The organism is Rhodococcus xishaensis, from assembly GCF_004011825.1.
In the GTDB taxonomy this organism is placed as follows: Bacteria; Actinomycetota; Actinomycetes; order Mycobacteriales; family Mycobacteriaceae; genus Prescottella; species Prescottella xishaensis.
In genome coordinates this window covers 408,387-434,463 of record NZ_RKLO01000002.1, presented here as the reverse complement: position 1 = coordinate 434,463, position 26,077 = coordinate 408,387, and the positions used below count along the sequence as shown (strand labels likewise).

Sequence of the window (26,077 nt, the reverse complement as noted above, 5' to 3'; positions counted from 1 at the left end):
GGCCAGTGATGCTGCACCGCACAGCCGTTGCAGCACTGCTTGTGACGACCTCGATCCTGGCGGCCTGCGGCGCGGGCACGGAGACTCCGGAGGCGGTGGCGATATCGGATGCGGCAGAGTCGGACACAGTGTCGCCGACCCCGACCGTCCGGGTGCCGCGTCATGTTGATCAGTCGGATCGACCGCTGGTGACGTTCGATCCGTGCCTCGACATCCCCGATGACGCGCTCGTGGAGGCGGGCTACGACCCGAAGTCCAAGGACGAAGACGTCGTCGCCGCCGACTATCACACCTTCCTGATCTGCGGGTTCAGAACTCCACAAAGGCAGTACGCGCTGAGTCTGCTCTCGGGAAACATCACCTTCGCCGAACAGCAGGAAAAGTCAAAGGACTACGCAACGCCGATCATGCTCGACGGGCGCCGGGCCCTGCTCGAGGTACCAAACTCGCTCAGCTGCGCGGTGAGTATCGAGACCAGCTACGGCATCCTGGGTGTTTCCCGCGTCTTCTTCCGCACGCGATCGGACCAGAACACCGAGGAAGAGCGGTGCATCGGGATCGAGGAGACCGCAAGCATCATCGCCCGCTATCTACCTGAGGGGGCGTAGGGAGCAAGAGCGGCGCGCCGGGATCCGGGCGCCCCGAGATCGTTGCACGCCATCTACCTGGGGGACTGAGCATGACCAACAAGGATCTAGCCGACCTCGTAGCGGCGCCGCTCGGCGGCGCCGGGGCGATCGAGCGCGACCGTCTCGACACCAGCATCGAGCAAATCGGTGACACCGTCGATCTGGAAGTCGATGCCCCCTACGTAACGGACCCGGATGTATTCGTGGGGCTCAGTCGTGAGGAGATGGCGGCCAAGGTCTCCGCCCTCGACGCCGGCATGATCATGGACCTTGCACACAGGTACCTCTCCGTGGCAAGCGCATTCAACATCGTCTGGGGTTTGACGAACCTCGAGCGCATCACCGGTAGCACCCAGTGGGAGGGTGCCGCGGCGGACGCCGCGAACGCTGCGATCGAACGGATGATGGACCCGGTCAACAACACTCATGCGTCACTCCGAACGATCAGCCTCAAGCTCCAGCAGGCGAGCAGCGCCGCGAGCGATGTGAAACCACGGGTGCAAAGTCTCCTTGCCGACATGCAGCCCCTGCTACTCCTGACCAGCGCCAGGAGTGCTGTCGAGGCCAAAGCACAGCAGGAAGAGCAGCGGCGCGAGGCGGCCGATATCCTCGAGCGCATCTACAAGCCCAGCTTCATCGACGCCGGCACGAATGTCCCGGCGATCCTGCCCCCGCCCACGATCCCCGGAGCTCAGGGGTTCGAAACCGGCGGCTGGACCGGGACCGCTGCCCCACCCCAAGGTGACGCTGCGAATTCGGGTACGGGCTCCGCCGACTCGAACGAGTCGACCGACCCCGGAGTGGGCGACGCCGAATCCACACAGGCGGCCACCACGGAGGACGCTGCAACCGGTGCGGGGGCGGGCATTCCACCCGACACGCAGGGCAGGGCCAATTCACTGTTGTCAACCTTCGCCGCGAACGCCACTGGGCCACAAAGCGGCACGCCCGGAACCGGTGGTTCGAGCGGCGGCGCAAGTGGGTTCGGTGGTGGTGTCACGGCCGGAAGTGCAGGCACGGGCAGGTACGACAGCCCCAGCGCCGCAATCGGTTCCAGCGCACTCGCGCCCGGTGTTGCCGCCGGAGGAGCCACAGGAGCCGGGGCAGGTGCCGCTCCGGGCGGGGCAGCCGCCAAACCGGGCACGACCCGTCCCGGCTCTGGAATGGGCATGGGAGTCCCCATGGGTGGACGCGGCGCCAGGCCAGATGACGACACGGAGCACAAGACACCCGACTACCTCATCAACATGGACAACGGCAACGAGTTGATCGGTGACCTCCACCCGGTGGCTCCCCCGGTGCTCGGAGCATGAACTGGCAGCTGTCCTCCGCGCAATTCATGCACCTGTGGGAGGCAACGGATCTCGACAGAATGCCGCACCCGTTCGAGCACCGTACCGCGGCGCGACTCGAAAGCGAACTGCACGTCGAACAGCAACGGTTGGAACGGTGGCGTGCCGAACAACCCGACCACCAGCTCCGGGACGCGATCGCGATCCTTCGCCATCCCGCGGTATCCGTCAGCGTCTACTCCCCGGACACCAATCCCGTGCTACGCCGCGGAGCCGTCCGCGGTGGAGTCAGCGTAGTCGCCGATCAGCTGCCCTCCACCACCGGAACCGGCGACCTGCGCATTCGGGTCCGGCCCGGATCACGTGCACCCGACCTCCGGCAGTTCGCTCGCGATATCCTCCACGAACTTCCGGAGGTGCCTGCGGGACGTACCGCCGCGGTCGACGCCCACCCCGACGACCTGCGCGCCAACGATCCGCACGCCGAGTCTCTCGGCAACGGCGTTCTGCACAACGCGACCATCGCCGGTGCACCCCTGTTGAAACGGATCCTGGCTCGCCGGACCGCCGCCGGCTACGTCTGCCTCCACCGACCGTGGCAAGGCGCCTACGATCCCATCGTCGACTCCCTGACCTGGTTCGACGTCGCGGGCGATGGACGCTACCTCTACTACACAGACCAACTCGTGCGGCTCCGTTCGGCCACCACTGCGGTCCTGGCGGACATGCTGGAAGAACGCGTCCGGAAGGCACTCGCCGACAATGGGGCGGTTGACCGCCGACCCTCTGAAACCGGGCACAACTGGTCTCTCAGGTAGCTGACCTGCGGCAGCCCAATGTATCGAGATGGTGATGATCTTCGGACCTCGGTCACACGCGGCATCGATCTGCGTGATAGTGGGGCATGCGATCGATCTGGAAGGGTTCCATCGCGTTCGGGCTGGTCAACGTACCGGTCAAGGTGTATTCCGCGACCGAGGACCACGACATCCGTTTCCACCAGGTCCACGCCAAGGATGGCGGACGGATCAGGTACAACCGCGTGTGCAGCGAGTGCGGGCAGACGGTGCAGTTCGCCGACATCGACAAGGCCTACGACTCCGAGGAGGGTGACCGCGTCATCCTGACCGACGAGGACTTCGACAAGTTGCCGGCGGCCGAGAAGCACGAGATCCCGGTGCTGCAGTTCGTCCCCACTGAGCAGATCGACCCGATCCTCTTCGAGAAGAGCTACTACCTCGAGCCGGACTCGTCGTCACCGAAGGCGTACGTGCTGCTGGCGAAGACACTTGCCCAGACGGAACGCACCGCACTCGTGCACTTCACGCTCCGGCAAAAGACTCGTCTCGCCGCGCTGCGCGAGCGTGATGGTGTGCTGGTGATCCAGACCCTGCTATGGCCTGACGAGGTCCGTGCGGCCGAGTTCCCATCACTGGGCGACGCCCAGGATCCGCAGCCGAAGGAGCTGAAGATGGCGGGCACGCTCGTCGAGAGCATGGCCGACGACTTCGATCCGACGGAATACACCGACGACTACCAGACCCAGCTGCGGCAACTGATCGACGAGGCGATCCGGAGCGGCGAGAAGGTCATCCCGGCGGCCGAACAGACCGAGGCGGGGGCGGACGCCGAGGTTGTCGATCTTGTCGCGGCCCTGCAACGCAGCCTCGATGCGGCCGGGGAGGAAGCCAAACCCGCAACCGCGAAGAAGACCCGCCGCAAGCGCGCCTGAACCGTCAGCCGGAGAAGGCCCGGAGATAGCGCCTGGTCATGTGCCGCTGGACGGCGCGGGCAATCGGATCTCCGAGCCGGGTGAACCACCGTCCGGGACGCGAAAACGCCGTGATGGTCGCCTGCACGGTCCCGTCGGCATCGCGCTCGACGCAGAATCGCTCCTCCCCGGATTCCGGATGCCCGGACAGGGTTCCGTACGCGAATCCGCGGCGGTTGGGTTGGTCGACCACGTAGACGACACGGCACGGGATAGTGAATCCGAACCAACGCAGAACCACGTCGGTTCCGGGCTCGACGGTCGGGGTGTCCGCGTGGACGCGCAGCCCGGCCCGGCGATGCATGTTCCAGCCCAGTAACGCCTCGGACGCGGCGAGGAACGTGTCCTCACCGCGTCCGAGATGGATCGATCTCCGAACGTGTCGGTACCCGGACGGTAGCTCACCAGCGGTGGCACCGACCTCCGGGTAAGTCAGCTCCCGGTCGACCCGGGGGGACATTCAGACCGTGAACCCGAGGGCACGTAGCTGCTCGCGGCCGTCCTCGGTGATCTTGTCCGGACCCCAAGGCGGCATCCAAACCCAGTTGATCTTCAGCTCGTCACACAGGCCGGAGTTGACCAGTGCGCGACGTGACTGCTCCTCGATAACGTCGGTCAGCGGGCACGCGGCCGATGTCAAGGTCATGTCGAGCGTGACGGTGTCGACGCCGTCTGCGTCTTCGACCTTGAAGTCGTACACCAGACCGAGATCGACGACGTTGATGCCGAGTTCGGGGTCGACGACGTCGCGCATCGCCTCCTCGAGCTCGTCGAGGCGCTCCGGCGTCACGGTCGCGCCGTACTCCGCGGCCGGCGTCTCGGAGGTCGGAGCCTCGTTCTCGGGTTGGGCCTGCTCGGCCTGGGTGTCGGTCATGATGCTTGTCCTCCGGTTCGAGCAACGTCGTCTTCAGTAGGGCCGTCACGATCGGGGTCCTCGACGATACGAACAACCGCGTCCTTGAAGGCCATCCATCCCAGCAGAGCGCATTTGACGCGGGCCGGGTACTTCGACACCCCGCTGAACGCGATGCCGTCTCCCAGCACATCCTCGTCGCCTTCGACGGTACCGCGGCTGCTGACCATCAGGTTGAACTCTTCGACGGTGCGCAGCGCCTCTTCGAGCGGCATCCCCACGATCTGGTCGTAGAGCACCGAGGTCGACGCCTGGCTGATCGAGCAGCCCTGGCTGTCGTACGAGACGTCGTCGACGACGAATCGGCCGTCCTCGCCGACGGAGAGATGGGCACGCAGCGTGATCTCGTCACCACACGTTGGGTTGACGTGATGGACCTCGGCGCCGAACGGCGCCCGCAGTCCCCGACCGTGCGGGTGCTTGTAGTGGTCCAGGATCACTTCCTGGTACATCTGTTCGAGGCGCACCGTCAGGCACCTCCTCCCACGCCGAAGAAGTTCTGCGCACGCCGGACGCCGGCGACGAGCGCCTCGACCTCGTCGAGGGTGTTGTACAGCGCGAACGATGCACGCGCCGTCGCGGCTATGCCGAACCGCTGGTGCATCGGCCACGCGCAGTGGTGGCCGACGCGCACTGCCACGCCGTCGTCATCGAGGACCTGCCCGAGGTCGTGCGCGTGGATGCCGTCCACGACGAAAGACACAGCCCCACCGCGATTCACGGTGTCGGCGGGCCCGATGATCCGCACACCGCCGATGTCGGCCAGACCCTCGAGGGCAGCCGACACGAGCAGGTGCTCGTGCCGTGCGATCGCATCCATGCCTATGTCGCTCAGGTACTTGACGGCCGCACCGAGACCGACGGCCTGCGAGGTCATCGGCACACCGGCCTCGAACCGTTGGGGCGGTGCCGCGTAGGTGCTGCCCGCCATCGTGACCTTCTCGATCATCGAGCCGCCCGTGATGAACGGCGGCATCGACGTCAGCAGCTCGCGGCGTCCGTACAGGACACCGACGCCGGACGGACCAAGCATCTTGTGTCCGGAAAATGCTGCAAAATCCACACCGAGGGAGCGGAAGTCGACGGCGATGTGCGGAACCGACTGGCACGCGTCGAGTACCGTGACCGCACCCACGGCTCGCGCCCGTCGCACCAACTCGGTGACCGGGGAGATCGCGCCGGTCACGTTCGACTGGTGCGTGAACGCGACAACCTTGACCTTGTCGCTCAGTTCGAGCGAGTCCAGATCGATGCGGCCGTCGTCGGTGATCCCGTACCAGCGCAGCGTCGCACCGGTGCGGCGCGCAAGCTCCTGCCACGGAACAAGATTCGCGTGGTGTTCGAGTTCGGTGACGACGATCTCGTCGCCCGGTCCGACGACCCTGTCGAACCGGTCGTCGCCGAAGACGTACGCGACCAGGTTGAGCGCCTCGGTTGCATTCTTGGTGAAGACCAGCTCGTCCGGATCGGCCTCGACGAACGAGGCGATCGCCGCACGCGCGCCCTCGTACGCGTCGGTGGCTTCTTCGGCCAGCTGATGAGCACCGCGGTGCACCGCTGCGTTGCACGTGGTCAGGAACTCACGCTCGGCGTCGAGCACCTGTACCGGGCGCTGCGAAGTCGCGCCGGAATCCAAGTACACCAAGCGCTTTCCGTCGCGCACGGTCCGCCCCAGGATCGGGAAGTCCTCCCGGATCCTGGTGACGTCCAGCTCGGCCGCCGTGGTGGTCATCCGGTCACGCCCCTGCCCCGGACGCCGCCGCCTGCGTGAACCGCACGTAGCCGTTGGCCTCGAGCTCGTCGGCGAGCTCCGGGCCGCCGGACTCGACGATCCGCCCGTCGACGAACACGTGCACGTAGTCGGGCTTGATGTAGCGCAGGATTCGGGTGTAGTGCGTGATCAGCAGGATCCCGCCGTCATGGTGCTCCTTGTAGCGGTTGACGCCCTCGGACACCACCCGCAGCGCGTCGACGTCGAGACCGGAGTCGGTCTCGTCGAGGATCGCGATCTTCGGGTCGAGCAGTCCCAGCTGCAGGATCTCGTGGCGCTTCTTCTCACCACCGGAGAAGCCCTCGTTGACGCTGCGGTCACCGAACGTCGGATCGATCTCGAGCACCGACATCGCCTCCTTGACTTCCTTGACCCAGTGGCGCAGCTTCGGGGCCTCGCCACGGACCGCGGTCGCGGCGGTGCGCAGGAAGTTCGACATCGACACGCCGGGCACCTCGACCGGGTACTGCATCGCCAGGAACAGGCCTGCGCGGGCGCGCTCGTCGACGCTCATCTCGAGAACGTTCTCGCCGTCGAGCGTGATGGAACCAGCAGTCACCTCGTACTTGGGGTGCCCGGCGATCGCGTACGACAGCGTGGACTTGCCCGAGCCGTTGGGGCCCATGATGGCGTGGGTCTCACCCGAGCTGACAGTCAGGTTGACGCCCTTGAGGATGCTGATCGGTTCGGCACTGGCGTCCGAGTTGGCGACGTTGACGTGCAGGTCGCGAATTTCAAGCGTAGACATTCGATTTCCTAATGCGGGTATCTGGGAGTTCTTGGTGGACGGGCGGCCGGCCGGATCACACGCCGACTGCGGCCAGTTCGGCTTCGACGGCGGCCTCGAGACGCTCGCGCACCTCGGGGACGGCAATGCGGTTGATGATCTCGTAGAAGAAGCCACGCACGACCAGCCGTCGGGCTTGGTCCTCGGGAATGCCCCGGGCCCGTAGGTAGAACAGCTGCTCGTCGTCGAAACGTCCCGTGGCGCTGGCGTGCCCGGCTCCGACGATTTCGCCCGTCTCAATCTCGAGATTCGGTACCGAGTCGGCGCGAGCCCCGTCGGTGAGCACGAGGTTGCGGTTGAGCTCGAAGGTGTCGGTGCCCTCGGCCTCGGCCCGAATCAACACGTCGCCGACCCACACTGTGTGCGCGTCCGACTTGCCGGAGTGAGTATCCGAGGCCGGATCACCCTGCAACGCACCCTTGTACACGACGTTGGACTTGCAGTGCGGCTGCGAGTGATCCACGAGCAGACGATGCTCGAAGTGCTGGCCGGCGTCGGCGAAGTACAGGCCGAGCATCTCGGCGTCACCACCCGGGCCGGAGTACTTCACGGTCGGGGTGACGCGGACCAGGTCCCCGCCGAGGCTCACCGAGGTGTGTCGCAGCACCGCGTCACGGCCGAGCATCGCATGGTGCGCCGCGGTGTGAACCGCGTCGTCGTTCCAGTCCTGTAGGACGACGACGGTCAGCGACGCGCTGTCGCCAAGCACGAATTCGATGTTCTCCGCATAGGTTCCGCTGCCCTTCTGGTCCAGGATGACGGTCGCCTTCGCGAACTCCTCGAGGCGGATCTGCAGGTGCCCGAACGCCACCTTGCCCTCACCCGGGCCCGTCACCGTGATGTGCACCGGGGCGGCCACCTCCGTCTCCCGACCGACGGACACGACGGTCGCCGACTCGAAAGATGAGTACGCTTGCGCAGCAACGCGATCGAACGGGACACCGCCCTGCCCGAGCCGCGTGTCATCGCGACCGACCGTCTCGACGGTGACGTCGCCCTCGACCTCCACGATCGCCGGTTCCACCACCCCGTTCGCCGCGGCGGTGCCGTCGTGCAGGCCGCGCAGACGACGGAGGGGGGTGAACCGCCACGCCTCGTCACGGCCACGAGGCACCTCGAACGCGTTCACGTCGAACGAGGTGAAGACCTCACCCTTGTTTGTAGCGGGAACGGCGTTCTCGCCGGCCGCTGCGCCCTGCACCCCGGTCACGGGTTTGCTCGATGCCATCTCTGCGGTCGCTTCGCTCGCCACTAACCCACGGCCCCTTCCATCTGCAGTTCGATCAGGCGGTTGAGCTCGAGGGCGTACTCCATCGGCAGCTCCTTGGCGATGGGTTCGACGAACCCTCGCACCACCATCGCCATGGCCTCGTCCTCCGTCAGACCCCGACTCATCAGGTAGAACAACTGGTCGTCGCTGACCTTCGACACCGTCGCCTCGTGGCCCATCGTCACGTCGTCCTCGCGGACATCCACGTAGGGGTAGGTGTCGGATCGGCTGATCTGGTCGACCAGCAGGGCGTCACACTTGACGGTCGCCTTCGACCCGTGGGCACCCTTGTTGACCTGGACCAGGCCGCGGTACGACGCGCGACCGCCGCCGCGGGCGACGGACTTGCTCACGATTGTCGACGATGTGTGCGGTGCCAGGTGCAGCATCTTCGCGCCGGTGTCCTGGTGCTGCCCCTCGCCTGCGAAGGCAACCGAGAGCACCTCACCGCGGGCGTGCTCGCCCATCATCCACACCGCCGGGTACTTCATCGTCACCTTCGAACCGATGTTGCCGTCGATCCATTCCATCGAGCCGCCCGCCTCGACCTTGGTGCGCTTGGTCACCAGGTTGTAGACGTTGTTCGACCAGTTCTGGATCGTCGTGTAGCGGCAGTGGCCACCCTTCTTGACGATGATCTCGACCACCGCGGAATGCAGCGAGTCGGACTTGTAGATCGGTGCCGTGCAACCCTCGACGTAGTGCACCGAAGCGCCCTCGTCGACGATGATCAGCGTCCGTTCGAACTGGCCCATGTTCTCGGTGTTGATCCGGAAGTAGGCCTGCAGCGGGATGTCGACGTGCACGCCCGGCGGCACGTAGATGAACGATCCACCGGACCAGACGGCGGTGTTCAGCGCGGAGAACTTGTTGTCGCCGGCCGGGATGACCGTGCCGAAGTACTCGCGGAAGATCTCCGGGTGCTCACGCAGACCGGAGTCGGTGTCGAGGAAGATCACACCCTCGGACTCGAGGTCCTCGCGGATCTGGTGGTACACGACCTCCGACTCGTACTGTGCCGCCACACCAGCGATCAGACGCTGCTTCTCCGCCTCGGGGATACCCAGCTTGTCGTAGGTGTTCTTGATGTCCTCGGGCAGGTCTTCCCAGCTCTCGGCCTGCTTCTCCGTGGACCGCACGAAGTACTTGATGTTGTCGAAGTCGATCCCCTCGAGGTTCGAACCCCACTGCGGGATGGGCTTCTTCTCGAAGGTGCGCAACGCCCTGAGGCGGATGTCGAGCATCCACTCAGGTTCGTTCTTCTTCGCGGAGATATCCCGCACGACGTCCTCAGACAGTCCTCGCTGGGCACTCGCACCGGCAAGGTCGGAATCCGACCAGCCGTACTCATAGTTGCCCAGCGAGGCGATCGTCTCCTCTTGCGAGAGTGGCGCCTCGGGTGTCACCTGGTCTGATGTGACGGTCATGCGGGCTCCTTCCGGAGTCTTGTTACGTACCGGTGTGGGCTGTCCACCGGGGAGAACATCTATTGGGTCTTGGGGGGTAGGGCGAGCGGGACGTGGGTCGTGCAGGCGCAGTCTCCGTTCGCGATCGTCGCCAGACGTTGGACGTGCCGGCCGAGCAGTTCGGAGAACGCTTCCCTTTCCGCCTCACACAGCTCCGGGAACTCCTCCGCCACGTGCGAGACCGGGCAGTGGTGCTGGCAGATCTGCACGCCGTTGCCGACCGGACGGGTCGACGCCGCAAACCCCGCCGATGTGAACGCCTCCGCGATCGACTCGGCGGTCGACTCGACCGCTTCCGGCTCGTCTGCCGCCACAGGCGTGACGTCAGCGACGATGGACTGCACTCGACGCCGGGCGAAGTCCTCGATGGCCGCCTCGCCACCGATCTCCCGCAGCTGCCGCATCGCGGCGCTGGCCAGGTCGTCGTAGGTGTGACCGAGCTTGCCTCGACCTGCCGCGGTGATCTGGAACAGCTTCGCCGGTCGCCCCCGCCCTCGCTGCCGCCACCCGGCCGAGCTGGCCTCCTGCGCCTCGCCTGCCTCGATGAGCGCGTCGAGATGCCGTCGGGCACCGGCAGCGCTGAGACCGAGTCGCGCACCGATGTCGGTAGCTGAGATGGGGCCCTCCTCGACGAGCAACTGCACCACAGCGGCCCTCGTGTGCCCCTCGTGTCCACCGGCAACGGGCAGCGACGATCCGCCGGAGGGGTGCACAGGTTCGTGACCTGCGTGTTCTCCGTTCGAAGGTCGTGCCGCTTCCAATTTCACAACACTAGTGTGACGGAATTCGGGGCATCGGTCCACGAAGGGTGCCCTGTGTAATCGGCGCCACACCCCTCAGGAGGGCTGGGTCGGGGTGGGCCTGAGCACCCCGTTCGCAGCGCTACGCTGCACCGTGTGCCGCAGACCGAGACAGAACACGAGTCGGATGCTCCGGCCCGGTCTCGGGTCGAGCATGCCGGCGCCTTCGTCAAACGCGTGCTCGGCATCGATGGGCGTTCCCCTCGGCACTCGGTAGCCGACGCACTGCACGGCGACGAGACCGAAGCCCCGGGCCTCAATGCCCACGAGACCCGCCAACTGCATTGGATCCGACTGTTCGGCGCGACCGGCGCCGTGCTCATGGCGGTCGGCGCGCTGGGCGCCGGCGCCCAGCCTGTCCTGCAGAACCCGGTCCAGGGGCTGCGGCTGCTGGGCCTGCCGGCCCGCATGACGAGCGCCACCTTGAGCATGACGTTGACCGGCACCGTCATGGTCGTGCTGGCGTGGCTCCTGCTCGGGCGGTTCGCGATCGGAAACATGCGTGGTGGGCACGCACCCCGACAGTTGAGCCGCTCCCAACTCGACCGGACCCTGCTGTTGTGGGTGATTCCCCTCACGGTCGCGCCGCCGATGTTCAGTCGCGACGTCTATTCGTACCTGGCGCAGAGCGAGATCACCGCCCGCGGCCTCGACCCGTACGCGATCGGTCCGGCCGGAGCGCTCGGCGTCGACAACGTCCTCACCCGGACCGTCCCGAACATCTGGCGGGACACCCCCGCGCCGTACGGTCCGCTCTTCCTGTGGATGGGCAAGGGAATCACGTGGCTGACCGGGGAGAACATCGTCGCCGGCATCTTCTTGCACCGCCTGCTCGCGCTCGCCGGCGTCGGAATGATCGTTTGGGCGCTTCCCCGTCTGGCGCGCCGGTGCGGTGTGTCCGGTGTCAGCGCGCTCTGGCTCGGCGCCGCGAATCCCCTCGTGCTGTTCCACCTGGTTGCCGGCATTCACAACGAGGCCCTGATGATCGGCCTCATGCTGGCGGGCGTGGAGATCGCGTTGCGAGCCGTCGAGGGCACCGAGCCGATACGCGGCCGCGTCCTCCTGCTCCTGCTCGCAGGTGCGACACTCATCGCGTTGTCGTCGACGATCAAGATCCCCTCGCTGCTGGCGCTCGGCTTCGTGGGAATGGCGCTTGCCCGCAGATGGGGCGCCAACTTCAAGGCACTCCTGTCAGCAGCGGTTCTGTTCGGCGCCGTGACCGTCGCGGTCACCGTCTTCGTCAGCACCGCGAGCGGCCTCGGCATGGGCTGGACGCAGACTCTCGGCACCGCCACCGAGGTCCGGAGTTGGATGTCGATCCCCACCCTGCTCGGTCTGGGTACCGGCCTGGTCGGCGTGCTGCTCGGACTCGGCGACCACACCACCGCGGTGCTCAGCCTTACTCGCCCGATCGCGTCGGTGATCGCCGGCTTCATCACACTGCGCATGCTGATCGCCGTACTGGTGGGTCGAATCCACCCGGTGGGGGCACTAGGCGTCTCGCTCGGTGCCATCGTGCTGCTCTTCCCGGTCGTGCAGCCCTGGTATCTGCTGTGGGCAGTGATTCCGCTCGCGGCGTGGGCCACCCGCCCGGTCTTCCGCATACCGACCATCGCCTTCTCGTCGTTCGTGAGCGTGATCCTCATGCCGAACGGTGCCGAGTACGAGCCGTTCATGATCGTCCAGGCCGCGATCGCAACGGCCATAGTCAGCATCGTGCTCATCTTCGTCACCCGCAATCGCCTGCCCTGGCGCCCGCAACCCGGTACCACCGAACAAACCAATCCGGCCGGGGCCTAGGCTGGAGCTTCGTGATTGTCAGCGCGTCGGAAGCGACGCCCCGCAAGAGCGAGTCCGCGGTGCACCTCCAAGGCGTCGTGAAGGCGTTCGGCGACGTCCGTGCCGTCGACGGACTCGATCTGACCCTCGAACAGGCGCAGGTGTTGGCCCTGCTCGGCCCGAACGGTGCAGGTAAGACCACGACCGTCGAGATGTGCGAGGGCTTCGCCTCCCCCGATGCCGGATCGGTCCGGGTCCTCGGGCTGGATCCGGTCGCGGACTCGGCCGCGCTACGTCCCCGGATCGGCGTCATGCTCCAGGGCGGCGGCGCCTACCCCGGTTCGCGGACGGGCGAGATGCTCGACCTCGTCGCGTCGTACTCGGAGGATCCGCACGATCCGGAGTGGCTGCTGCGCAGCCTCGGCCTGCAGGACGCCCGCCGCACCCCCTACCGTCGCCTGTCGGGCGGACAGCAGCAGCGACTGTCGCTCGCTTGTGCGCTCGTGGGGCGCCCTGAACTCGTGTTCCTCGACGAACCGACCGCGGGTCTCGACGCGCAGGCCCGACTGCTCGTCTGGGAGCTGATCGACGCCCTGCGCCGCGACGGTGTCAGCGTGCTGTTGACCACACACCTTATGGACGAGGCCGAGGAACTGGCCGACGAACTCGTGATCATCGACCACGGCCGGATCGTCGCGTCCGGCACGCCGTCGGAGGTCACTCGCACGGGCGCGGACGGCCGAATGAGCCTGGTCGCCCCGCCCGGGCTTGATCTCGCACCGCTGCGCGCGGCACTGCCCGCCGAGTTTCAGGTGCAGGAAGTGTCGCCCGGTGACTACGTCGTGCGCGGCACGATCGATCCACACGTGGTCGCGGCGGCGGCGTCGTGGTGCGCCGGGCAGGGCGCGCTGGCCACGGAGATCAGGGTCGATCAGCGTCGCCTCGAGGACGTCTTCCTCGAACTCACCGGACGGGATCTGAGGGGATGAGCGTGACGCACCACGACCGCCTGGCCGACAACCGATTCGCCGACGGCACGTTCACCCCACGCCCGCGCCCCGCGTCGCCCCGGCGGATGCTCTCCGCGCAGACCAGGCTCGAACTCACGCTTCTGCTACGCAACGGCGAGCAGTTGCTTATCACCATGTTCATCCCGATCACCCTGTTGATCGGCCTCACGATGCTCCCGATCGGCGACTTCGGCAGCGACCGTGTCGACACGATCGTCCCGGCTGTGATGATGGTGGCCGTCATGTCCACCGCGTTCACCGGACAGGCGATCGCAGTCGGATTCGACCGCCGCTACGGCGCCCTCAAACGCCTCGGGGCCACACCACTTCCTCGTTGGGGCATCATCGCCGGCAAGAGCGCCGCGGTCGTCATCGTCGTCGCCTTACAGACAGTGCTGCTCGGCGCGATCGGCTTCGCGCTCGGTTGGCGCCCGAGTGCACTCGGTCTCGTACTCGGTGCCGTCGTCATCGCGCTCGGCACTGTCACGTTCGCGGCGATGGGCCTACTGCTCGGGGGGACATTGCGCGCCGAGATCGTCCTCGCGCTCGCGAACATCCTCTGGTTCGCGATGGCTGGTATCGGCAGCGTCATCTTCGCCGACGAATTGCACAGCAGTGTCCGGATCGGGGCGCAATTGATCCCCTCCGGGGCTCTCGCGCAGGCGCTCGAGGACGCCACCGGAGGCAGCGTCAACGTCATGTGCGTGGCGGTCTTGGCGGGGTGGGCATTGGTATCCGGATTCGTCGCGACCAGGACTTTCAAGTTCACCTGAAACGAGTATTCGTTCATCGCTCAGTGCGTCAGGGAAAACCCTCCGCGACTGACCGTTTTGCACCACAATCGCCGCCGTGTCTACTTCCGCCATCACCACACTCCGACGGACCTCCATCGCCGCGTGCGGCGCACTCGCTCTTGCACTGGCCCCGGCGACGGTCGGCGCGGTCCCCGCGTGGGGTCCGCTGGCGCCGCCGAACCCGTACCTTGGACCTCCGGGAACCTCGACCATGCACGGCGACGCGGAGTCGTCCGACGCCACGCCGCTCGCCGGCCCGGGTACGGGCGATGTCTCGACTGTGACGTACAACCTCTCGTCAGCGTGTCCGACCCTGCTGCAGGGTTCGGACGGTCTTGTCGTGTCGCTGTGTACGACGATGATCGGGCAGAACCCGACGGTGTACCTGCTCGATCCGACGACTTCGGGGACGCTGGACAAACTCGAGCTCACCAAGGGCAGCCTGCTGGGCGGGGTGTATGCATACCTCGATTCCGAGGACCGGCTCGTCGTGGTGGACGGCACCCGGCACCTGCTGCGGATCGGGCACACTCAGGCCCAGAACGGCGAGTGGACGTTGAGTGTGGACGAGAGCACCGACCTGACCTCGGCGATCCCGGACGACGACAACGTCACGGGCCTGGCGCCCGACCTGGACGGCGTCGTGTGGTTCGCGACCGGCGGCGGCATCGTAGGCACGGTCGACGCCGGCGGGACCGCACGGACCCTCGCCCTTCCAGAAGGTGAACAGGTGCAGAACAGCATCTCGACATCCGCCGAGGGAACCGCGGTCGCATCTACCCACGCGACATACCAGCTGAGCGCGGGACCCAACTCCGAGCCACAGATCGACTGGCGGCAGCCCTACGACCGCGGCTCCGCCCGCAAGCCGGGACAGCTCAGCTGGGGCACCGGTTCGACACCCACCTACTTCGGCCCCACTGCTGGTTCGGAGTACCTGACGATAATCGACAATGCCGACGGCCAGGTGAATCTGCTGGTGTACCGCTCCGCGACCGGCGAGGAGGTCTGCAAGGAACCGGTCCTGCCGCCCAGTGGCGGCGGAGGCAGCCTGGCGGGCAGCTCCGGCAGCCTTTCGGGCAGCTTCTCGGGCAGCCTCGAACCCGGCGGCAGCGGCAGTGAGAACTCCCCGATCGGAGTCGGACGGTCGGTGTTCGTCGCGAGCACCTACGGGTACCCGTATCCGACGGTTCCGGCTGGGGCCGGCGAGGCCGTGCCTGCCTCCGCACCCTTCCACGGCGGCATGACACGCGTCGATGTCGACGCCGACGGCCAGGGCTGCGCGACGGTGTGGCAGAACCAGGTCCGCAGTTCGGCCGTGCCGCAACTGTCGATCGCGGACGGGAACATCTACACGGCGGTCCGGGAGGGACTGGACGTGACCACGCCGCTGGACGGGTTCGCGTACGCGGTCATCGACCCCGAGACCGGGGACTTGCGAAAGACCCACTCGATCTCGAGCTCGCTCCTGGGCGACACACTGCAGATGGCGGCACTGATCACGGACGACGGCCGGTACATGCAGGGCACGATCTCGGGCATCGTTTCCGTCAATCCGGGCAATGCCGGCAGCGGTGGCTCGGATGAGTCATCGGAGACGTCGACCGACTCCTAGCCGGGCCAACGACAGAGAGTAGTGGACGGCCATCTAACATCGGGGCGTGCTGTATCGCGGGTTCCTGAGCCTTGTCGACCGTCTTCCCCTCCCATCCCCTGCCGCGCAGCGGGTAATCGCGTTCATCGTGATCCTCACGCAGGGTGGCATCGCGGTGACCGGATCGGTCGTGCGGGTGACGGCGTCCGGTCTCGGTTGCCCGACATGGCCACAGTGCTTTCCCGGATCGTTCGTGCCGGTGGGCATGTCCAGCGGCGTGCAGACGCTCCACCAGGTGGTCGAGTTCGGTAACCGTCTGCTGACGTTCGTCGTCGTGCTCGCGGCCGCCGCGATCGTGCTGGCGGTGACCCGGGCACGGCGCCGCCCGGAGGTCATCGCCTACGCGTGGCTCATGCCGGCCGGCACCGTCCTGCAGGCCGTGATCGGTGGCATCACGGTGCTCACCGGTCTCGCGTGGTGGACGGTCGCAATCCACCTGCTTGTGTCGATGCTCATGGTGTGGCTCGCGGTGCTGCTCTTCGTCAAGGTCGGCGAGCCCGACGATGGTGTCGAGACGCAGACCGTGCCCCAGCCGTTGCGTTGGCTGACGGCGCTGTCGGGCGTCGCCCTTGCCGGCGTCCTCGTCGCAGGAACGATGGTCACCGGCGCCGGCCCGCACGCCGGCGACAAGAGCGCCGAGGACCCGGTCCCTCGCCTGGAAATGGACATCACCACGCTGGTCCACCTGCACTCCGAGATGCTCGTGGGCTACCTCGCCCTGCTGATCGGCCTGGCGTTCGGCCTGTACGCGGTCGCCGCACCGGCGGCGGTCAAGAAGCGCCTGCTAGTGCTGATCGGATTGGTCGTGGCGCAGGCCCTGGTGGGTGTCGTGCAGTACTTCACCGACGTCCCCGCGGCCTTGGTGGCCATCCACGTGGCGGGAGCGGGAGCGTGCACCGCGGCTACAGCGGCGGTGTGGGCTGCTGGCCGGGTTCGGGAAACCGTCCGCCAACCGGTCAAAGTCCCGGTCTGACCGACCGCGACGTCACCCCGGCGCCGCGACCCCCTGGGTCTATGCGCCTCAGCGCTCGTTGCGCGCCTTGGGGAAGCGCGTCTGGCGGGCGACCCAGCCGGCCATCTGCGCGAAGTGGCCCTGGCGCGGGGTCACCACGCTGGTGAGCTCGCGATCCCACCCCGAGACCGTGATCTCGTCGAACGAGGCGACGACCGCATTCGCCACCGCGACACTGTCGACCACCTGGTCGCCGAGGACACCGTCGGCGCCGACGAGCGTGATCCGAACGCCCGCGCGCCCCACCGGCTGGATGACCGCGCTAGCGGATCCGCCGTGCTCGGAGAGGAACTTCCGGATCGCGGCGACCGTGCGCGAAGGCAGGGCCGAGTCCGTAGCGGTGCTCTGGGTATCGGTGCTCATGGGCTCAGACTACTGGGTGGTAGCCCGGCGTTCGGCAGGGCCGTAGTGCTACCGCTGCGCCACGCGGGGTGGGACCGCGGTGTAGAACAGGGGCATGCGTGCAATCGTGGTGTCCGAGAACGGTGGTCCGGAGGTTCTCGCTCCCGCGGAGGTAGCCGATCCGCTACCCGGGCCCGATGACCTGCTGGTCGCAACCGAGGCGATCGGGGTCAACTTCATCGACACCTACTTCCGGACCGGGATCTACGCTCGCGACCTTCCGTACGTCCCGGGTGAAGAGGGGACGGGCGTGGTCGTCGAGGTCGGATCCGCGGTCACCGAGTTCGGGGTGGGCGACCGGGTGGCGTGGGCGGCGGCGCCCGGTAGCTACGCGGAGAAGGTCGTGGTGCCGTCAGCCGTGGCTGTGGATGCCCCCGCCGGCGTCGCTCCCGAACAGGCCGCCTCCGCGCTGTTGCAGGGCATGACCGCGCACTACCTGATCGAGTCCGCGTACCCGGCTCGGCCGGGTGAGACGGTCCTCGTCCATGCCGGCGCCGGTGGTGTCGGGCTGCTCCTGACGCAGATGGCGGCCGCGAAGGGCGTCAAGGTGATAACGACTGTCTCGACCGACGAGAAGGAGGCACTCTCCCGCGAGGCCGGCGCCTGGCGGGTTCTGCGTTACGGTGCCGAGCTGTCGCGCAAGGTGCGTGAACTCACCGGCGGCGAAGGCGTCGCCGCGGTGTACGACGGTGTCGGCAAGGACACTTTCGACGCGAGCCTCGAGTCGCTGCGGATCCGAGGCACCCTGGTCTTGTTCGGCGCCGCCAGCGGTCCGGTTCCGCCGTTCGACCTCCAACGGCTCAACGCCGCCGGCTCACTGTTCGTCACCCGACCGACGCTCGCCCACTACGTGCGAGACCGTGAAGAGTTGACGTGGCGCGCCCGCGCGGTGTTCGACGCGATCGCTGTGGGAACCCTCAAAATGCGAGTCGGTGCGAGCTACCCGTTGGACGCGGCCGAACAGGCACATCGTGACCTGGAAGGCCGGAAAACCACAGGCTCGATCGTGCTGGTGCCCTAGCTCGGTCAGAAGTAGCTCGAGATGGTGGCCCAGCCCAGGATCGAGTCGACGGCCAGGCCGCAGCACACGATGGCGAGATAGTTGTTGGACTGCAGGAACAGCTTCAGCGGCTTGACGGACGCGCCACGGCGAACACCGTTGTGGAGCTGGTGGGCAACGAAGAGGAACCACGCGCCGGCCAGGAGCGTGACGACCGCGTAGATCCATCCGGCTGCGGGCACGAGCGCGAGCGTTGCCAGGACAGTGGCCCACGTGTAGAGCACGATCTGCTTGGTCACGTGCTGTTCAGACGCGATGACCGGGAGCATCGGCACGCCGGCAGCCTTGTAGTCCTCCTTGTAGCGCATCGCCAGCGCCCAGGTGTGCGGCGGGGTCCAGAAGAAGATCACCAGGAACAGCACCAGCGGCTCCCAGCTGAGCGATCCGGTGACCGCGGCCCAGCCGACCATCACGGGCATGCAGCCCGCGGCGCCACCCCAGATCACGTTCTGCCACGTCCGGCGCTTGAGCACCATTGTGTAGAACAGCACGTAGAACGCGATCGTGAGCACCACGAGGAGGCCGGCGAGCAGGTTCGCGCGCCACCACAACCACAGGAACGACGCGACACCGAGCGTGATGCCGAAGACGAACGCGTTTCTGGTCGGCACGGCCTGGCGCGCCAGCGGGCGCAGCGCCGTGCGCTTCATCACTTTGTCGATGTCCGCGTCGGCGACGCAGTTGAGGGCGTTGGCGCTCGCGGCACCCATCCATCCGCCGAAGAGCGTGCTGAGGATGAGAACCAGGTCGATGTGGCCGCGGTCGGCGAGAAGCATCGCCGGAATCGTTGCGACCAGCAGCAGTTCGATCACCCGCGGCTTCGTCAGCGCGACGTAAGCCAGGATCGTCGATGCCACACGTCCGCGCAGGGTAGACGTGTCCCGCGCTGTGTTCGATTCGGAAGCTGATGCGCCGCCGGGGCTGCCGAAGCCGTGTCCGCTCGGCCTATGCCCTGTACGCACGCTGTCTCCTTGCCCCACGCGACTACATCCTCGCCTACGCCTGCACTACTACGACCGATGGTAGACGTCCCTTATCCGCCAACCGAATCGACCCGATCTAGGCGGCACACTAGGCTGGAAGCGCACGAGAGGCGCGCAACACCTACAGCACCCTCCGGCTCCACGTCAACCATGTCAGGAGACATCTGCCCGTGTCGATCACAGACGAGATCCGCGACCTCACGCAACCGGTCCACCCCGACGACTGGACCGACCTGGACACCAAGGCCGTCGACACCGCCCGAGTTCTCGCCGCGGACGCCGTCCAGAAGGTGGGCAACGGCCACCCGGGCACCGCGATGAGTCTGGCTCCGCTCGCCTACACGCTCTTCCAGCGGGTACTGCGTCACGACCCGAAGAACCCGGACTGGGTCGGACGCGACCGCTTCGTCCTCTCGTGCGGACACAGCAGCCTGACCCTGTACCTGCAGCTGTACCTGTCGGGCTACGGCCTCGAACTGTCAGACATCGAGGCCCTGCGCACATGGGGATCCCTGACACCTGGCCACCCGGAGTACGGCCACACCGTCGGCGTCGAAATGACGACCGGTCCGCTCGGACAGGGTCTGGCCTCAGCGGTCGGCATGGCGATGGCGTCGCGCCGCGAGCGTGGCCTGTTCGACCCGGACGCCCCCGCCGGTACCAGCCCGTTCGACCACCACATCTACGTCATCGCGTCCGACGGTGACATCGAAGAGGGCGTCACCTCCGAAGCGTCGTCGATCGCCGGCGTCCAGCAGCTCGGCAACCTCATCGTCTTCTACGACGACAACAAGATCTCGATCGAGCACGACACCGCGATCGCGCTCGACGAGGACGTCGCCCAGCGCTACGAGGCGTACGGCTGGCACGTGCAGACCGTGGAGGGTGGCGAGAACGTCTCCGGGATCCTCGACGCCGTCGCAGCCGCGAAGGCCGTTACTGACAGGCCGTCGATCATTCTGCTGCGCACCATCATCGGATACCCGGCTCCGACGAAGATGAACACCGGCGACGTGCACGGCGCTGCGCTCGGTGCCGACGAGGTGGCCGCCGTCAAGCGCGCACTGGACTTCGATCCCGACAAGAGCTTCGACGTCGACCCCGCCGCCCTCGCACACGCCCGCAAGGTGACCGAACGCGGACAGCGCGCGCACCTGCAGTGGCAGGCCGACTTCGACACCTGGGCCGCACGTGAGCACGAACGCAAGGCGCTGTTCGATCGGCTGCACGCCGGTGAGTTCCCGCAGGGGTGGGCGGACAATCTGCCGTCATGGGACGCGGACGCGAAGGGCGTCGCGACCCGCAAGGCGTCGGGCAAGGTCCTGGGCGCGCTCGGCCCGATCCTGCCGGAGCTGTGGGGCGGTTCGGCCGACCTCGCCGGCAGCAACAACACCACGATCGACGGATCCGACTCGTTCGGGCCCACGTCGATCTCGACGAAGGACTGGAAAGCTCAGCCGTACGGGCGCACCCTGCACTTCGGCGTCCGCGAGCACGCGATGGGTTCGATCCTCAACGGCATCGTGCTGCACGGCCCGACCCGCGCCTACGGTGGCACGTTCCTGGTCTTCAGCGACTACATGCGTCCGGCGGTCCGTCTGGCCGCACTCATGCAGACTCCCGCGCTGTACGTGTGGACGCACGACTCGATCGGCCTCGGCGAGGACGGCCCGACCCACCAGCCGATCGAGCACCTCGCTGCGCTGCGCGCCATTCCGAACATGTCCGTCATCCGTCCGGGCGACGCCAACGAGACCGCCCAGGCGTGGAAGGCCGCGCTCGAACACAAGACTGGCCCCACTGCGCTGGCGCTCACCCGTCAGGACATCCCGGTCCTCGAAGGCACCCGGACCAAGGCCGCCGAGGGCGTGGCCCGCGGTGGATACATCCTGGCCGAGGCGTCAACCGGCAGCCCCGAGGTGATTCTCCTCGCAACCGGCTCGGAACTTCAGTTGGCAGTTGCGGCCCGCGACGAGCTCGAGGCGGACGGCATCGCGACGCGCGTCGTGTCGGTTCCCTGCTTCGACTGGTTCGAGCAGCAGGACCAGGCATACCGCGACGAAGTCCTCCCGCCGTCGGTGCGCGCCCGCGTTTCGGTCGAGGCAGGTATCGCGATGCCGTGGTACAAGATCATCGGGAGTGACGGGGAAGCAGTATCGATCGAGCACTTCGGCGCTTCCGCCGACTACAAGACGTTGTTCCGTGAGTTCGGTTTCACCGCCGATGCGGTCACCGCGGCTGCCCGCCGCACTCTTGCCCGCACCAGAGACATCGCGGTGAGCCGCGCCAACAATGCTGCAAAGGGATGAATCACGATGACTGACACAGCAACCCAGAACACGAACCTTGCGGCTCTGTCCGCGGCGGGCGTGTCCGTGTGGCTCGACGACCTGTCCCGGACACGGCTCGAGACCGGAAACCTCGCGGAACTGATCGCCACCCGCAGTGTCGTCGGCGTCACCACGAACCCGACGATCTTCCAGGGAGCCATCACCAAGGGCGAGGCGTACGACCGGCAACTGCACGAACTCGCCGCACAGGGAGCTGGCGTCGACGAGGTCGTGCGCGCGCTCACCACGGACGACGTCCGCAATGCGTGTGACGTGCTTGCGCCGGTGTCAGCCGCGATGGGCGGTGTGGACGGCCGGGTCTCGATCGAGGTCGATCCGCGTCTGGCCCACGAGACCGACGCCACCGTCGCGCAGGCGATCGAGTTGTGGAAGCTCGTCGACCGCGAGAACCTGCTGATAAAGATTCCGGCGACGAAGGCGGGGCTGCCCGCGATCACCGCGGCGATCGCCGAGGGCATCAGCGTCAACGTCACGCTGATCTTCTCGGTCGAGCGCTACGAGGCGGTGATCGACGCCTACCTCGCCGGGCTCGAGGCTGCAAAGGCCGCCGGACACGACCTGTCGAAGATTCACTCGGTGGCGTCGTTCTTCGTCTCCCGCGTGGATACCGAGATCGACTCGCAGCTCGAGTCGATCGGTACGGATGCCGCGCTCGCGCTGCGCGGTAAGGCCGGTGTAGCGAACGCCCGCCTGGCGTACGCGTCCTACCAGAAGGTCTTCGAAGGCGGCGACCGGTGGGCGGCGCTCGCGGCGGCGGGTGCTCGCGTACAGCGTCCGCTGTGGGCGTCGACGGGCGTGAAGAACCCCGCCTACCCCGACACGCTCTACGTGACGAATCTCGTTGCCCCGAACACCGTCAACACGATGCCGGAGAAGACCCTGGAGGCGGTCGCCGACCACGGCACCGTCGCCGGCGACACCGTCACCGGTGGAGCCGCGGCTGCGCAGGCCGTTTTCGACGAACTCGCAGCCGTCGGTATCGACATCCCGGCTGTGTTCGACAAGCTCGAGTCCGAAGGCGTGAAGAAGTTCGAGGTGTCGTGGAACGAACTTCTCGACGCGATCACGGTGCAACTCGCCGCAGCTCGAGAGGGCTGATCCGTGAGCGGGCCCACGGCGGACGCTTGGATCAACCCGCTCCGGGACAGCAGGGACCGGCGACTGCCACACATCGCCGGCCCCTGCGGCTTGGTGATTTTCGGTGTCACCGGCGACTTGGCGCGCAAGAAGCTGATGCCGGCGGTGTACGACCTCGCCAACAGGGGGCTGTTGCCGCCCGGCTTCGCTCTCGTGGGGTTCGCCCGGCGTGACTGGGCGGACGAGGACTTCGGGAAGATCGTCCACGACGCGGTCCGTGAGCATGCGCGCACCCCGTTCAGGGAACACGTGTGGGAGCAGCTGGCGACGGGCATCCGCTTCGTGCAGGGCAGCTTCGACGACGAGTCCGCGTTCACCGAACTCAAAGAGACCCTCGCCACGCTCGACCGCGAACGCGGCACCCGCGGCAATCATGCTTTCTACCTGTCGATTCCCCCGGCTCAATTCCCGACGGTGTGCCAGCAGCTGTCGCGGTCGGGGCTGGCGAAGTCGGTGGACGGCCAGTGGCGTCGAGTGGTCATCGAGAAGCCGTTCGGCCACGATCTCGACAGCGCCCGCGAGCTCAACGCGGTGGTGAACAAGGTGTTCCCCGAGGACACGGTGTTCCGCATCGACCACTACCTCGGCAAGGAGACCGTCCAGAACATCCTGGCTCTGCGCTTCGCGAACCAGTTGTTCGACCCGATCTGGAACTCGCACTACGTCGATCACGTGCAGATCACGATGGCCGAGGACATCGGACTGGGCGGCCGCGCCGGCTACTACGACGGCATCGGCGCCGCCCGCGACGTGATCCAGAACCATCTGCTGCAGTTGCTCGCCTTCACCGCGATGGAGGAACCGGTCAGCTTCGAACCGTCGGAACTGCAAGCCGAGAAGATCAAGGTCCTGTCGGCCACGCGACTGGCCGAGCCGCTCGACGAGACCACCGCCCGCGGACAGTATGCGGGCGGTTGGCAGGGCGGCCTCGAGGTCGTGGGCCTCCACGAGGAGGAAGGGTTCGCCCAGGACTCCACCACGGAGACCTACGCGGCGATCACCCTCGAAGTCGACACCCGACGTTGGGCCGGTGTGCCCTTCTATCTGCGGACCGGAAAGAGATTGGGCCGCAGGGTCACCGAGATCGCGGTTGTCTTCAAGCGCGCACCGCACCTCCCGTTCGACGCGACGATGACCGAAGAGCTCGGCCAGAACGCGCTGGTGATCCGCGTCCAGCCTGACGAGGGCGTGACCATGCGGTTCGGTTCCAAGGTGCCGGGCTCGAGCATGGAGGTCCGTGACGTGAACATGGACTTCAGCTACGGACAGGCGTTCACGGTCTCGTCGCCGGAGGCGTACGAGCGGCTGATCCTCGACGTGCTTCTCGGCGAGCCGTCACTGTTCCCGGTCAACGCCGAGGTCGAGTTGTCGTGGAAGATCCTCGATCCGGTTCTCGAGCACTGGGCAAGCCAGGGGAAGCCCGAACCGTACGAGGCTGGAACGTGGGGTCCACCGTCGGCGCAGGAGATGATGCGCCGCACCGGTCGTGAATGGAGGAGACCGTGATCATCGAGTTGCCCTCGACCACGACCGGCACCGTCAACAAGAAGCTCGTGGAACTGCGCGAGATGGGTGGTGCAGTAACCCTCGGCCGGGTGTTGACGCTCGTGGTGTGCACCCGCGAGAGCAACAACGGTGAGGACGTCATCGACGCCGCCAACGAGGCCAGCCGTGAACATCCGTGTCGTGTGATTGTCGTTGCACGCGGATCTCGTTCGGAAGAAACACATCTCGATGCCGAAATCCGTGTGGGCGGCGACGCCGGTGCCTCCGAGGTCGTGGTCTTGCGACTGTACGGCGAACTCGCCGATCACGAGGCCAGCGTCGTCGTGCCGTTCCTGCTGCCCGACACGCCGGTGGTGGCGTGGTGGCCCGAGAACGCGCCCGCGGTACCCGCACTGGATCCAGTGGGAAGGTTGGCGATTCGGCGGATCACCGATGCGACCGGTGCCGAAGACCCCACAGGGACGATAAAGAGCCGACTCGGCTCGTATACGGCGGGCGATACCGACCTTGCGTGGAGCCGCATCACCTACTGGCGTGCGTTGCTGACGTCGGCGCTGGACCAACCGCCCTACGCACAAATCGTCTCGGCGACGGTGTCCGGTCTGGCGTGCGAACCCGCTCTCGACGTTCTGGCGGGGTGGCTCGCCGACCGCATCGAGGGCACCGTCCGACGACAGACGGGAGAACTGTTCGTCGAACTGCAGTTGGCGAACAACGACCGCATCGCAATCAGCCGGCCGCAGGCCGAGACGACAGCGACGCTCAGCCGGACAGGTCAACCGGACGCCCTTGTGCCCCTAGCCCGCCGTGAGACGCGCGACTGTCTCGCCGAGGAACTACGGCGGCTCGATCCCGACCAGATCTACGAGGCTGCCCTGACCGGCCTGTCGAAGGTGGAATATGTCTGAAACATCAAGCCGGAACGAGATTCACCGCTTCACCGACACGGCAACACTCGTACGTGCGACGGCCGAGCGCTTCGTCGACGCCGTCGTCGCGTCGCAGAAGGCACGCGGTTCGGCAGCGGTCGTCCTCACCGGCGGCGGCACGGGCATCGCCCTGCTGGAGCACGTGCGTGACAACCCGGGCACGATCAACTGGGCTGCTCTCGATGTGTTCTTCGGTGACGAGCGATTCCTTCCCGCAGGCGATCCCGAGCGCAACGAGGTGCAGGCACATCAGGCGTTGCTCGACCACGTTCCGGTCGACCCGGCCCGCGTTCACGTCATGGCTGCCTCGGATGGCGCGTACGGTAGTGATCCGGTGACCGCGGCCGCCGCGTACGCGGAGGTAATCGACGTGTTCGCCGCCGAGCGAACCGGCCCGCTGTTCGACGTCCACCTCCTAGGTATGGGCGGAGAGGGACACGTGAATTCCCTCTTCCCCCAGACCGATGCGGTGCGGGAAGAACACCAGTACGTCGTCGCGGTTACCGATTCACCAAAGCCGCCCCCGGTTCGGATCACACTGACGTTGCCCGCGATCCGGAGCGCGAACGAAGTGTGGCTCGTGGTGTCCGGGGAAGCGAAGGCCGAGGCGGTGGCGGCCGCGGTCGGCGGCGCTCCCCCGGTCGAGATCCCCGCCGCCGGAGCCCGTGGCCATACGACGACGCGGTGGCTGCTCGACCAGGCAGCCGCCTCACAGCTGCCGACCTGACGCACCCTCCGCCAAAGGAGTTCGCGCAACGCGT

General features: G+C 66.9%; 25 protein-coding genes. 15 read left to right on the top strand and 10 right to left on the bottom strand.

The annotated features are described in order from the left end of the window. Positions 1 to 8: 8 nt before the first annotated feature. The 4 genes from EGT50_RS06415 to ku all read left to right on the top strand — a co-directional run bounded on the left by EGT50_RS06415 (position 9) and on the right by ku (position 3,653). Positions 9 to 608: a DUF3558 family protein gene (locus EGT50_RS06415; protein WP_127951732.1), complete on the top strand. Its 600-nt coding sequence runs from the start codon at positions 9 to 11 to the stop codon at positions 606 to 608. 71 nt (positions 609 to 679) lie between these two features. Next, entirely contained in the window at positions 680 to 1,942 is a 1,263-nt protein-coding gene (locus EGT50_RS06410; RefSeq protein ID WP_127951731.1) for a hypothetical protein, read from the top strand. Continuing rightward, complete coding sequence (locus EGT50_RS06405; RefSeq protein WP_127951730.1) at positions 1,939 to 2,739, top strand: ESX secretion-associated protein EspG; 801 nt, start codon at positions 1,939 to 1,941, stop codon at positions 2,737 to 2,739. Before EGT50_RS06410 ends, EGT50_RS06405 begins: the two co-directional genes overlap by 4 nt. A gap of 86 nt (positions 2,740 to 2,825) precedes the next feature. Further along, the gene (gene ku, locus EGT50_RS06400; RefSeq protein WP_127951729.1) at positions 2,826 to 3,653 is read left to right on the top strand and encodes a non-homologous end joining protein Ku; all 828 of its coding nucleotides are present in this window, start codon (positions 2,826 to 2,828) and stop codon (positions 3,651 to 3,653) included. A 4-nt stretch (positions 3,654 to 3,657) separates the two neighbouring features. On the opposite strand, the gene EGT50_RS06395 is transcribed toward ku, so the two are convergent. Genes EGT50_RS06395 through EGT50_RS06360 form a run of 8 tightly spaced genes read right to left on the bottom strand, consistent with a single transcriptional unit; the run spans position 3,658 to position 10,732 of the window. Then, positions 3,658 to 4,152 carry a DUF1990 domain-containing protein gene (locus tag EGT50_RS06395; protein ID WP_127951728.1) on the bottom strand — a complete coding sequence of 165 codons (495 nt, stop codon included), beginning with the start codon at positions 4,150 to 4,152 and terminating at the stop codon, positions 3,658 to 3,660. Next, entirely contained in the window at positions 4,153 to 4,566 is a 414-nt protein-coding gene (locus EGT50_RS06390) for a metal-sulfur cluster assembly factor (protein ID WP_127951727.1), read from the bottom strand. After that, entirely contained in the window at positions 4,563 to 5,072 is a 510-nt protein-coding gene (gene sufU / locus EGT50_RS06385; protein WP_127951726.1) for a Fe-S cluster assembly sulfur transfer protein SufU, read from the bottom strand. The genes EGT50_RS06390 and sufU overlap by 4 nt, the downstream gene beginning before the upstream one ends. A gap of 2 nt (positions 5,073 to 5,074) precedes the next feature. After that, the gene (locus EGT50_RS06380) at positions 5,075 to 6,337 is read right to left on the bottom strand and encodes a cysteine desulfurase (protein WP_127951725.1); all 1,263 of its coding nucleotides are present in this window, start codon (positions 6,335 to 6,337) and stop codon (positions 5,075 to 5,077) included. A 4-nt stretch (positions 6,338 to 6,341) separates the two neighbouring features. Continuing rightward, the gene (sufC, locus tag EGT50_RS06375; protein WP_127951724.1) at positions 6,342 to 7,124 is read right to left on the bottom strand and encodes a Fe-S cluster assembly ATPase SufC; all 783 of its coding nucleotides are present in this window, start codon (positions 7,122 to 7,124) and stop codon (positions 6,342 to 6,344) included. Positions 7,125 to 7,179: 55 nt separating this feature from the next. Continuing rightward, positions 7,180 to 8,391, bottom strand: coding sequence for a Fe-S cluster assembly protein SufD (gene sufD, locus EGT50_RS06370; RefSeq protein ID WP_127952266.1), 1,212 nt, complete (start codon positions 8,389 to 8,391; stop codon positions 7,180 to 7,182). Between the two features lie 23 nt (positions 8,392 to 8,414). After that, positions 8,415 to 9,860, bottom strand: a complete 1,446-nt coding sequence (gene sufB / locus EGT50_RS06365; RefSeq protein WP_127951723.1) for a Fe-S cluster assembly protein SufB — start codon at positions 9,858 to 9,860, stop codon at positions 8,415 to 8,417. 59 nt (positions 9,861 to 9,919) lie between these two features. Then, positions 9,920 to 10,732 carry a helix-turn-helix transcriptional regulator gene (locus EGT50_RS06360; RefSeq protein WP_206615758.1) on the bottom strand — a complete coding sequence of 271 codons (813 nt, stop codon included), beginning with the start codon at positions 10,730 to 10,732 and terminating at the stop codon, positions 9,920 to 9,922. A 63-nt stretch (positions 10,733 to 10,795) separates the two neighbouring features. On the opposite strand from EGT50_RS06360, the gene mptB reads away from it, so the two are divergent. From mptB to EGT50_RS06335, 5 genes are all read left to right on the top strand, one after another. Beyond that, positions 10,796 to 12,499, top strand: coding sequence for a polyprenol phosphomannose-dependent alpha 1,6 mannosyltransferase MptB (gene mptB / locus EGT50_RS06355; RefSeq protein WP_127951721.1), 1,704 nt, complete (start codon positions 10,796 to 10,798; stop codon positions 12,497 to 12,499). Positions 12,500 to 12,513: 14 nt separating this feature from the next. After that, positions 12,514 to 13,467: an ABC transporter ATP-binding protein gene (locus tag EGT50_RS06350; RefSeq protein WP_408014615.1), complete on the top strand. Its 954-nt coding sequence runs from the start codon at positions 12,514 to 12,516 to the stop codon at positions 13,465 to 13,467. Then, entirely contained in the window at positions 13,464 to 14,261 is a 798-nt protein-coding gene (locus EGT50_RS06345; RefSeq protein ID WP_127951720.1) for an ABC transporter permease, read from the top strand. Before EGT50_RS06350 ends, EGT50_RS06345 begins: the two co-directional genes overlap by 4 nt. A gap of 76 nt (positions 14,262 to 14,337) precedes the next feature. Next, the gene (locus tag EGT50_RS06340) at positions 14,338 to 15,897 is read left to right on the top strand and encodes a hypothetical protein (RefSeq protein WP_408014608.1); all 1,560 of its coding nucleotides are present in this window, start codon (positions 14,338 to 14,340) and stop codon (positions 15,895 to 15,897) included. A 46-nt stretch (positions 15,898 to 15,943) separates the two neighbouring features. After that, positions 15,944 to 16,909, top strand: a complete 966-nt coding sequence (locus EGT50_RS06335; protein WP_127951718.1) for a COX15/CtaA family protein — start codon at positions 15,944 to 15,946, stop codon at positions 16,907 to 16,909. A 48-nt stretch (positions 16,910 to 16,957) separates the two neighbouring features. On the opposite strand, the gene EGT50_RS06330 is transcribed toward EGT50_RS06335, so the two are convergent. Continuing rightward, the gene (locus EGT50_RS06330; RefSeq protein ID WP_127951717.1) at positions 16,958 to 17,311 is read right to left on the bottom strand and encodes a hypothetical protein; all 354 of its coding nucleotides are present in this window, start codon (positions 17,309 to 17,311) and stop codon (positions 16,958 to 16,960) included. A 94-nt stretch (positions 17,312 to 17,405) separates the two neighbouring features. On the opposite strand from EGT50_RS06330, the gene EGT50_RS06325 reads away from it, so the two are divergent. Then, positions 17,406 to 18,371, top strand: coding sequence for a quinone oxidoreductase family protein (locus EGT50_RS06325; RefSeq protein WP_127951716.1), 966 nt, complete (start codon positions 17,406 to 17,408; stop codon positions 18,369 to 18,371). 5 nt (positions 18,372 to 18,376) lie between these two features. Here the strand turns inward: EGT50_RS06325 and EGT50_RS06320 are convergent, their stop codons facing one another. After that, the gene (locus EGT50_RS06320) at positions 18,377 to 19,372 is read right to left on the bottom strand and encodes a heme o synthase (RefSeq protein WP_127951715.1); all 996 of its coding nucleotides are present in this window, start codon (positions 19,370 to 19,372) and stop codon (positions 18,377 to 18,379) included. A 191-nt stretch (positions 19,373 to 19,563) separates the two neighbouring features. On the opposite strand from EGT50_RS06320, the gene tkt reads away from it, so the two are divergent. From tkt to pgl, 5 genes are read left to right on the top strand one after another with little or no spacing between them, the layout of a single operon-like run. Continuing rightward, positions 19,564 to 21,702, top strand: a complete 2,139-nt coding sequence (gene tkt / locus EGT50_RS06315; RefSeq protein ID WP_127951714.1) for a transketolase — start codon at positions 19,564 to 19,566, stop codon at positions 21,700 to 21,702. 6 nt (positions 21,703 to 21,708) lie between these two features. Then, positions 21,709 to 22,842 (top strand): transaldolase, encoded by a 1,134-nt coding sequence (tal, locus tag EGT50_RS06310; RefSeq protein ID WP_127951713.1) that lies wholly within the window; start codon positions 21,709 to 21,711, stop codon positions 22,840 to 22,842. Positions 22,843 to 22,845: 3 nt separating this feature from the next. Next, a complete protein-coding gene (gene zwf, locus EGT50_RS06305; protein ID WP_127951712.1) occupies positions 22,846 to 24,387 on the top strand; it encodes a glucose-6-phosphate dehydrogenase in 1,542 nt (513 codons plus the stop codon). Further along, positions 24,384 to 25,295, top strand: a complete 912-nt coding sequence (gene opcA / locus EGT50_RS06300) for a glucose-6-phosphate dehydrogenase assembly protein OpcA (protein WP_328590637.1) — start codon at positions 24,384 to 24,386, stop codon at positions 25,293 to 25,295. Before zwf ends, opcA begins: the two co-directional genes overlap by 4 nt. Further along, entirely contained in the window at positions 25,288 to 26,043 is a 756-nt protein-coding gene (pgl, locus tag EGT50_RS06295; RefSeq protein WP_127951710.1) for a 6-phosphogluconolactonase, read from the top strand. Before opcA ends, pgl begins: the two co-directional genes overlap by 8 nt. Positions 26,044 to 26,077: the final 34 nt, after the last annotated feature.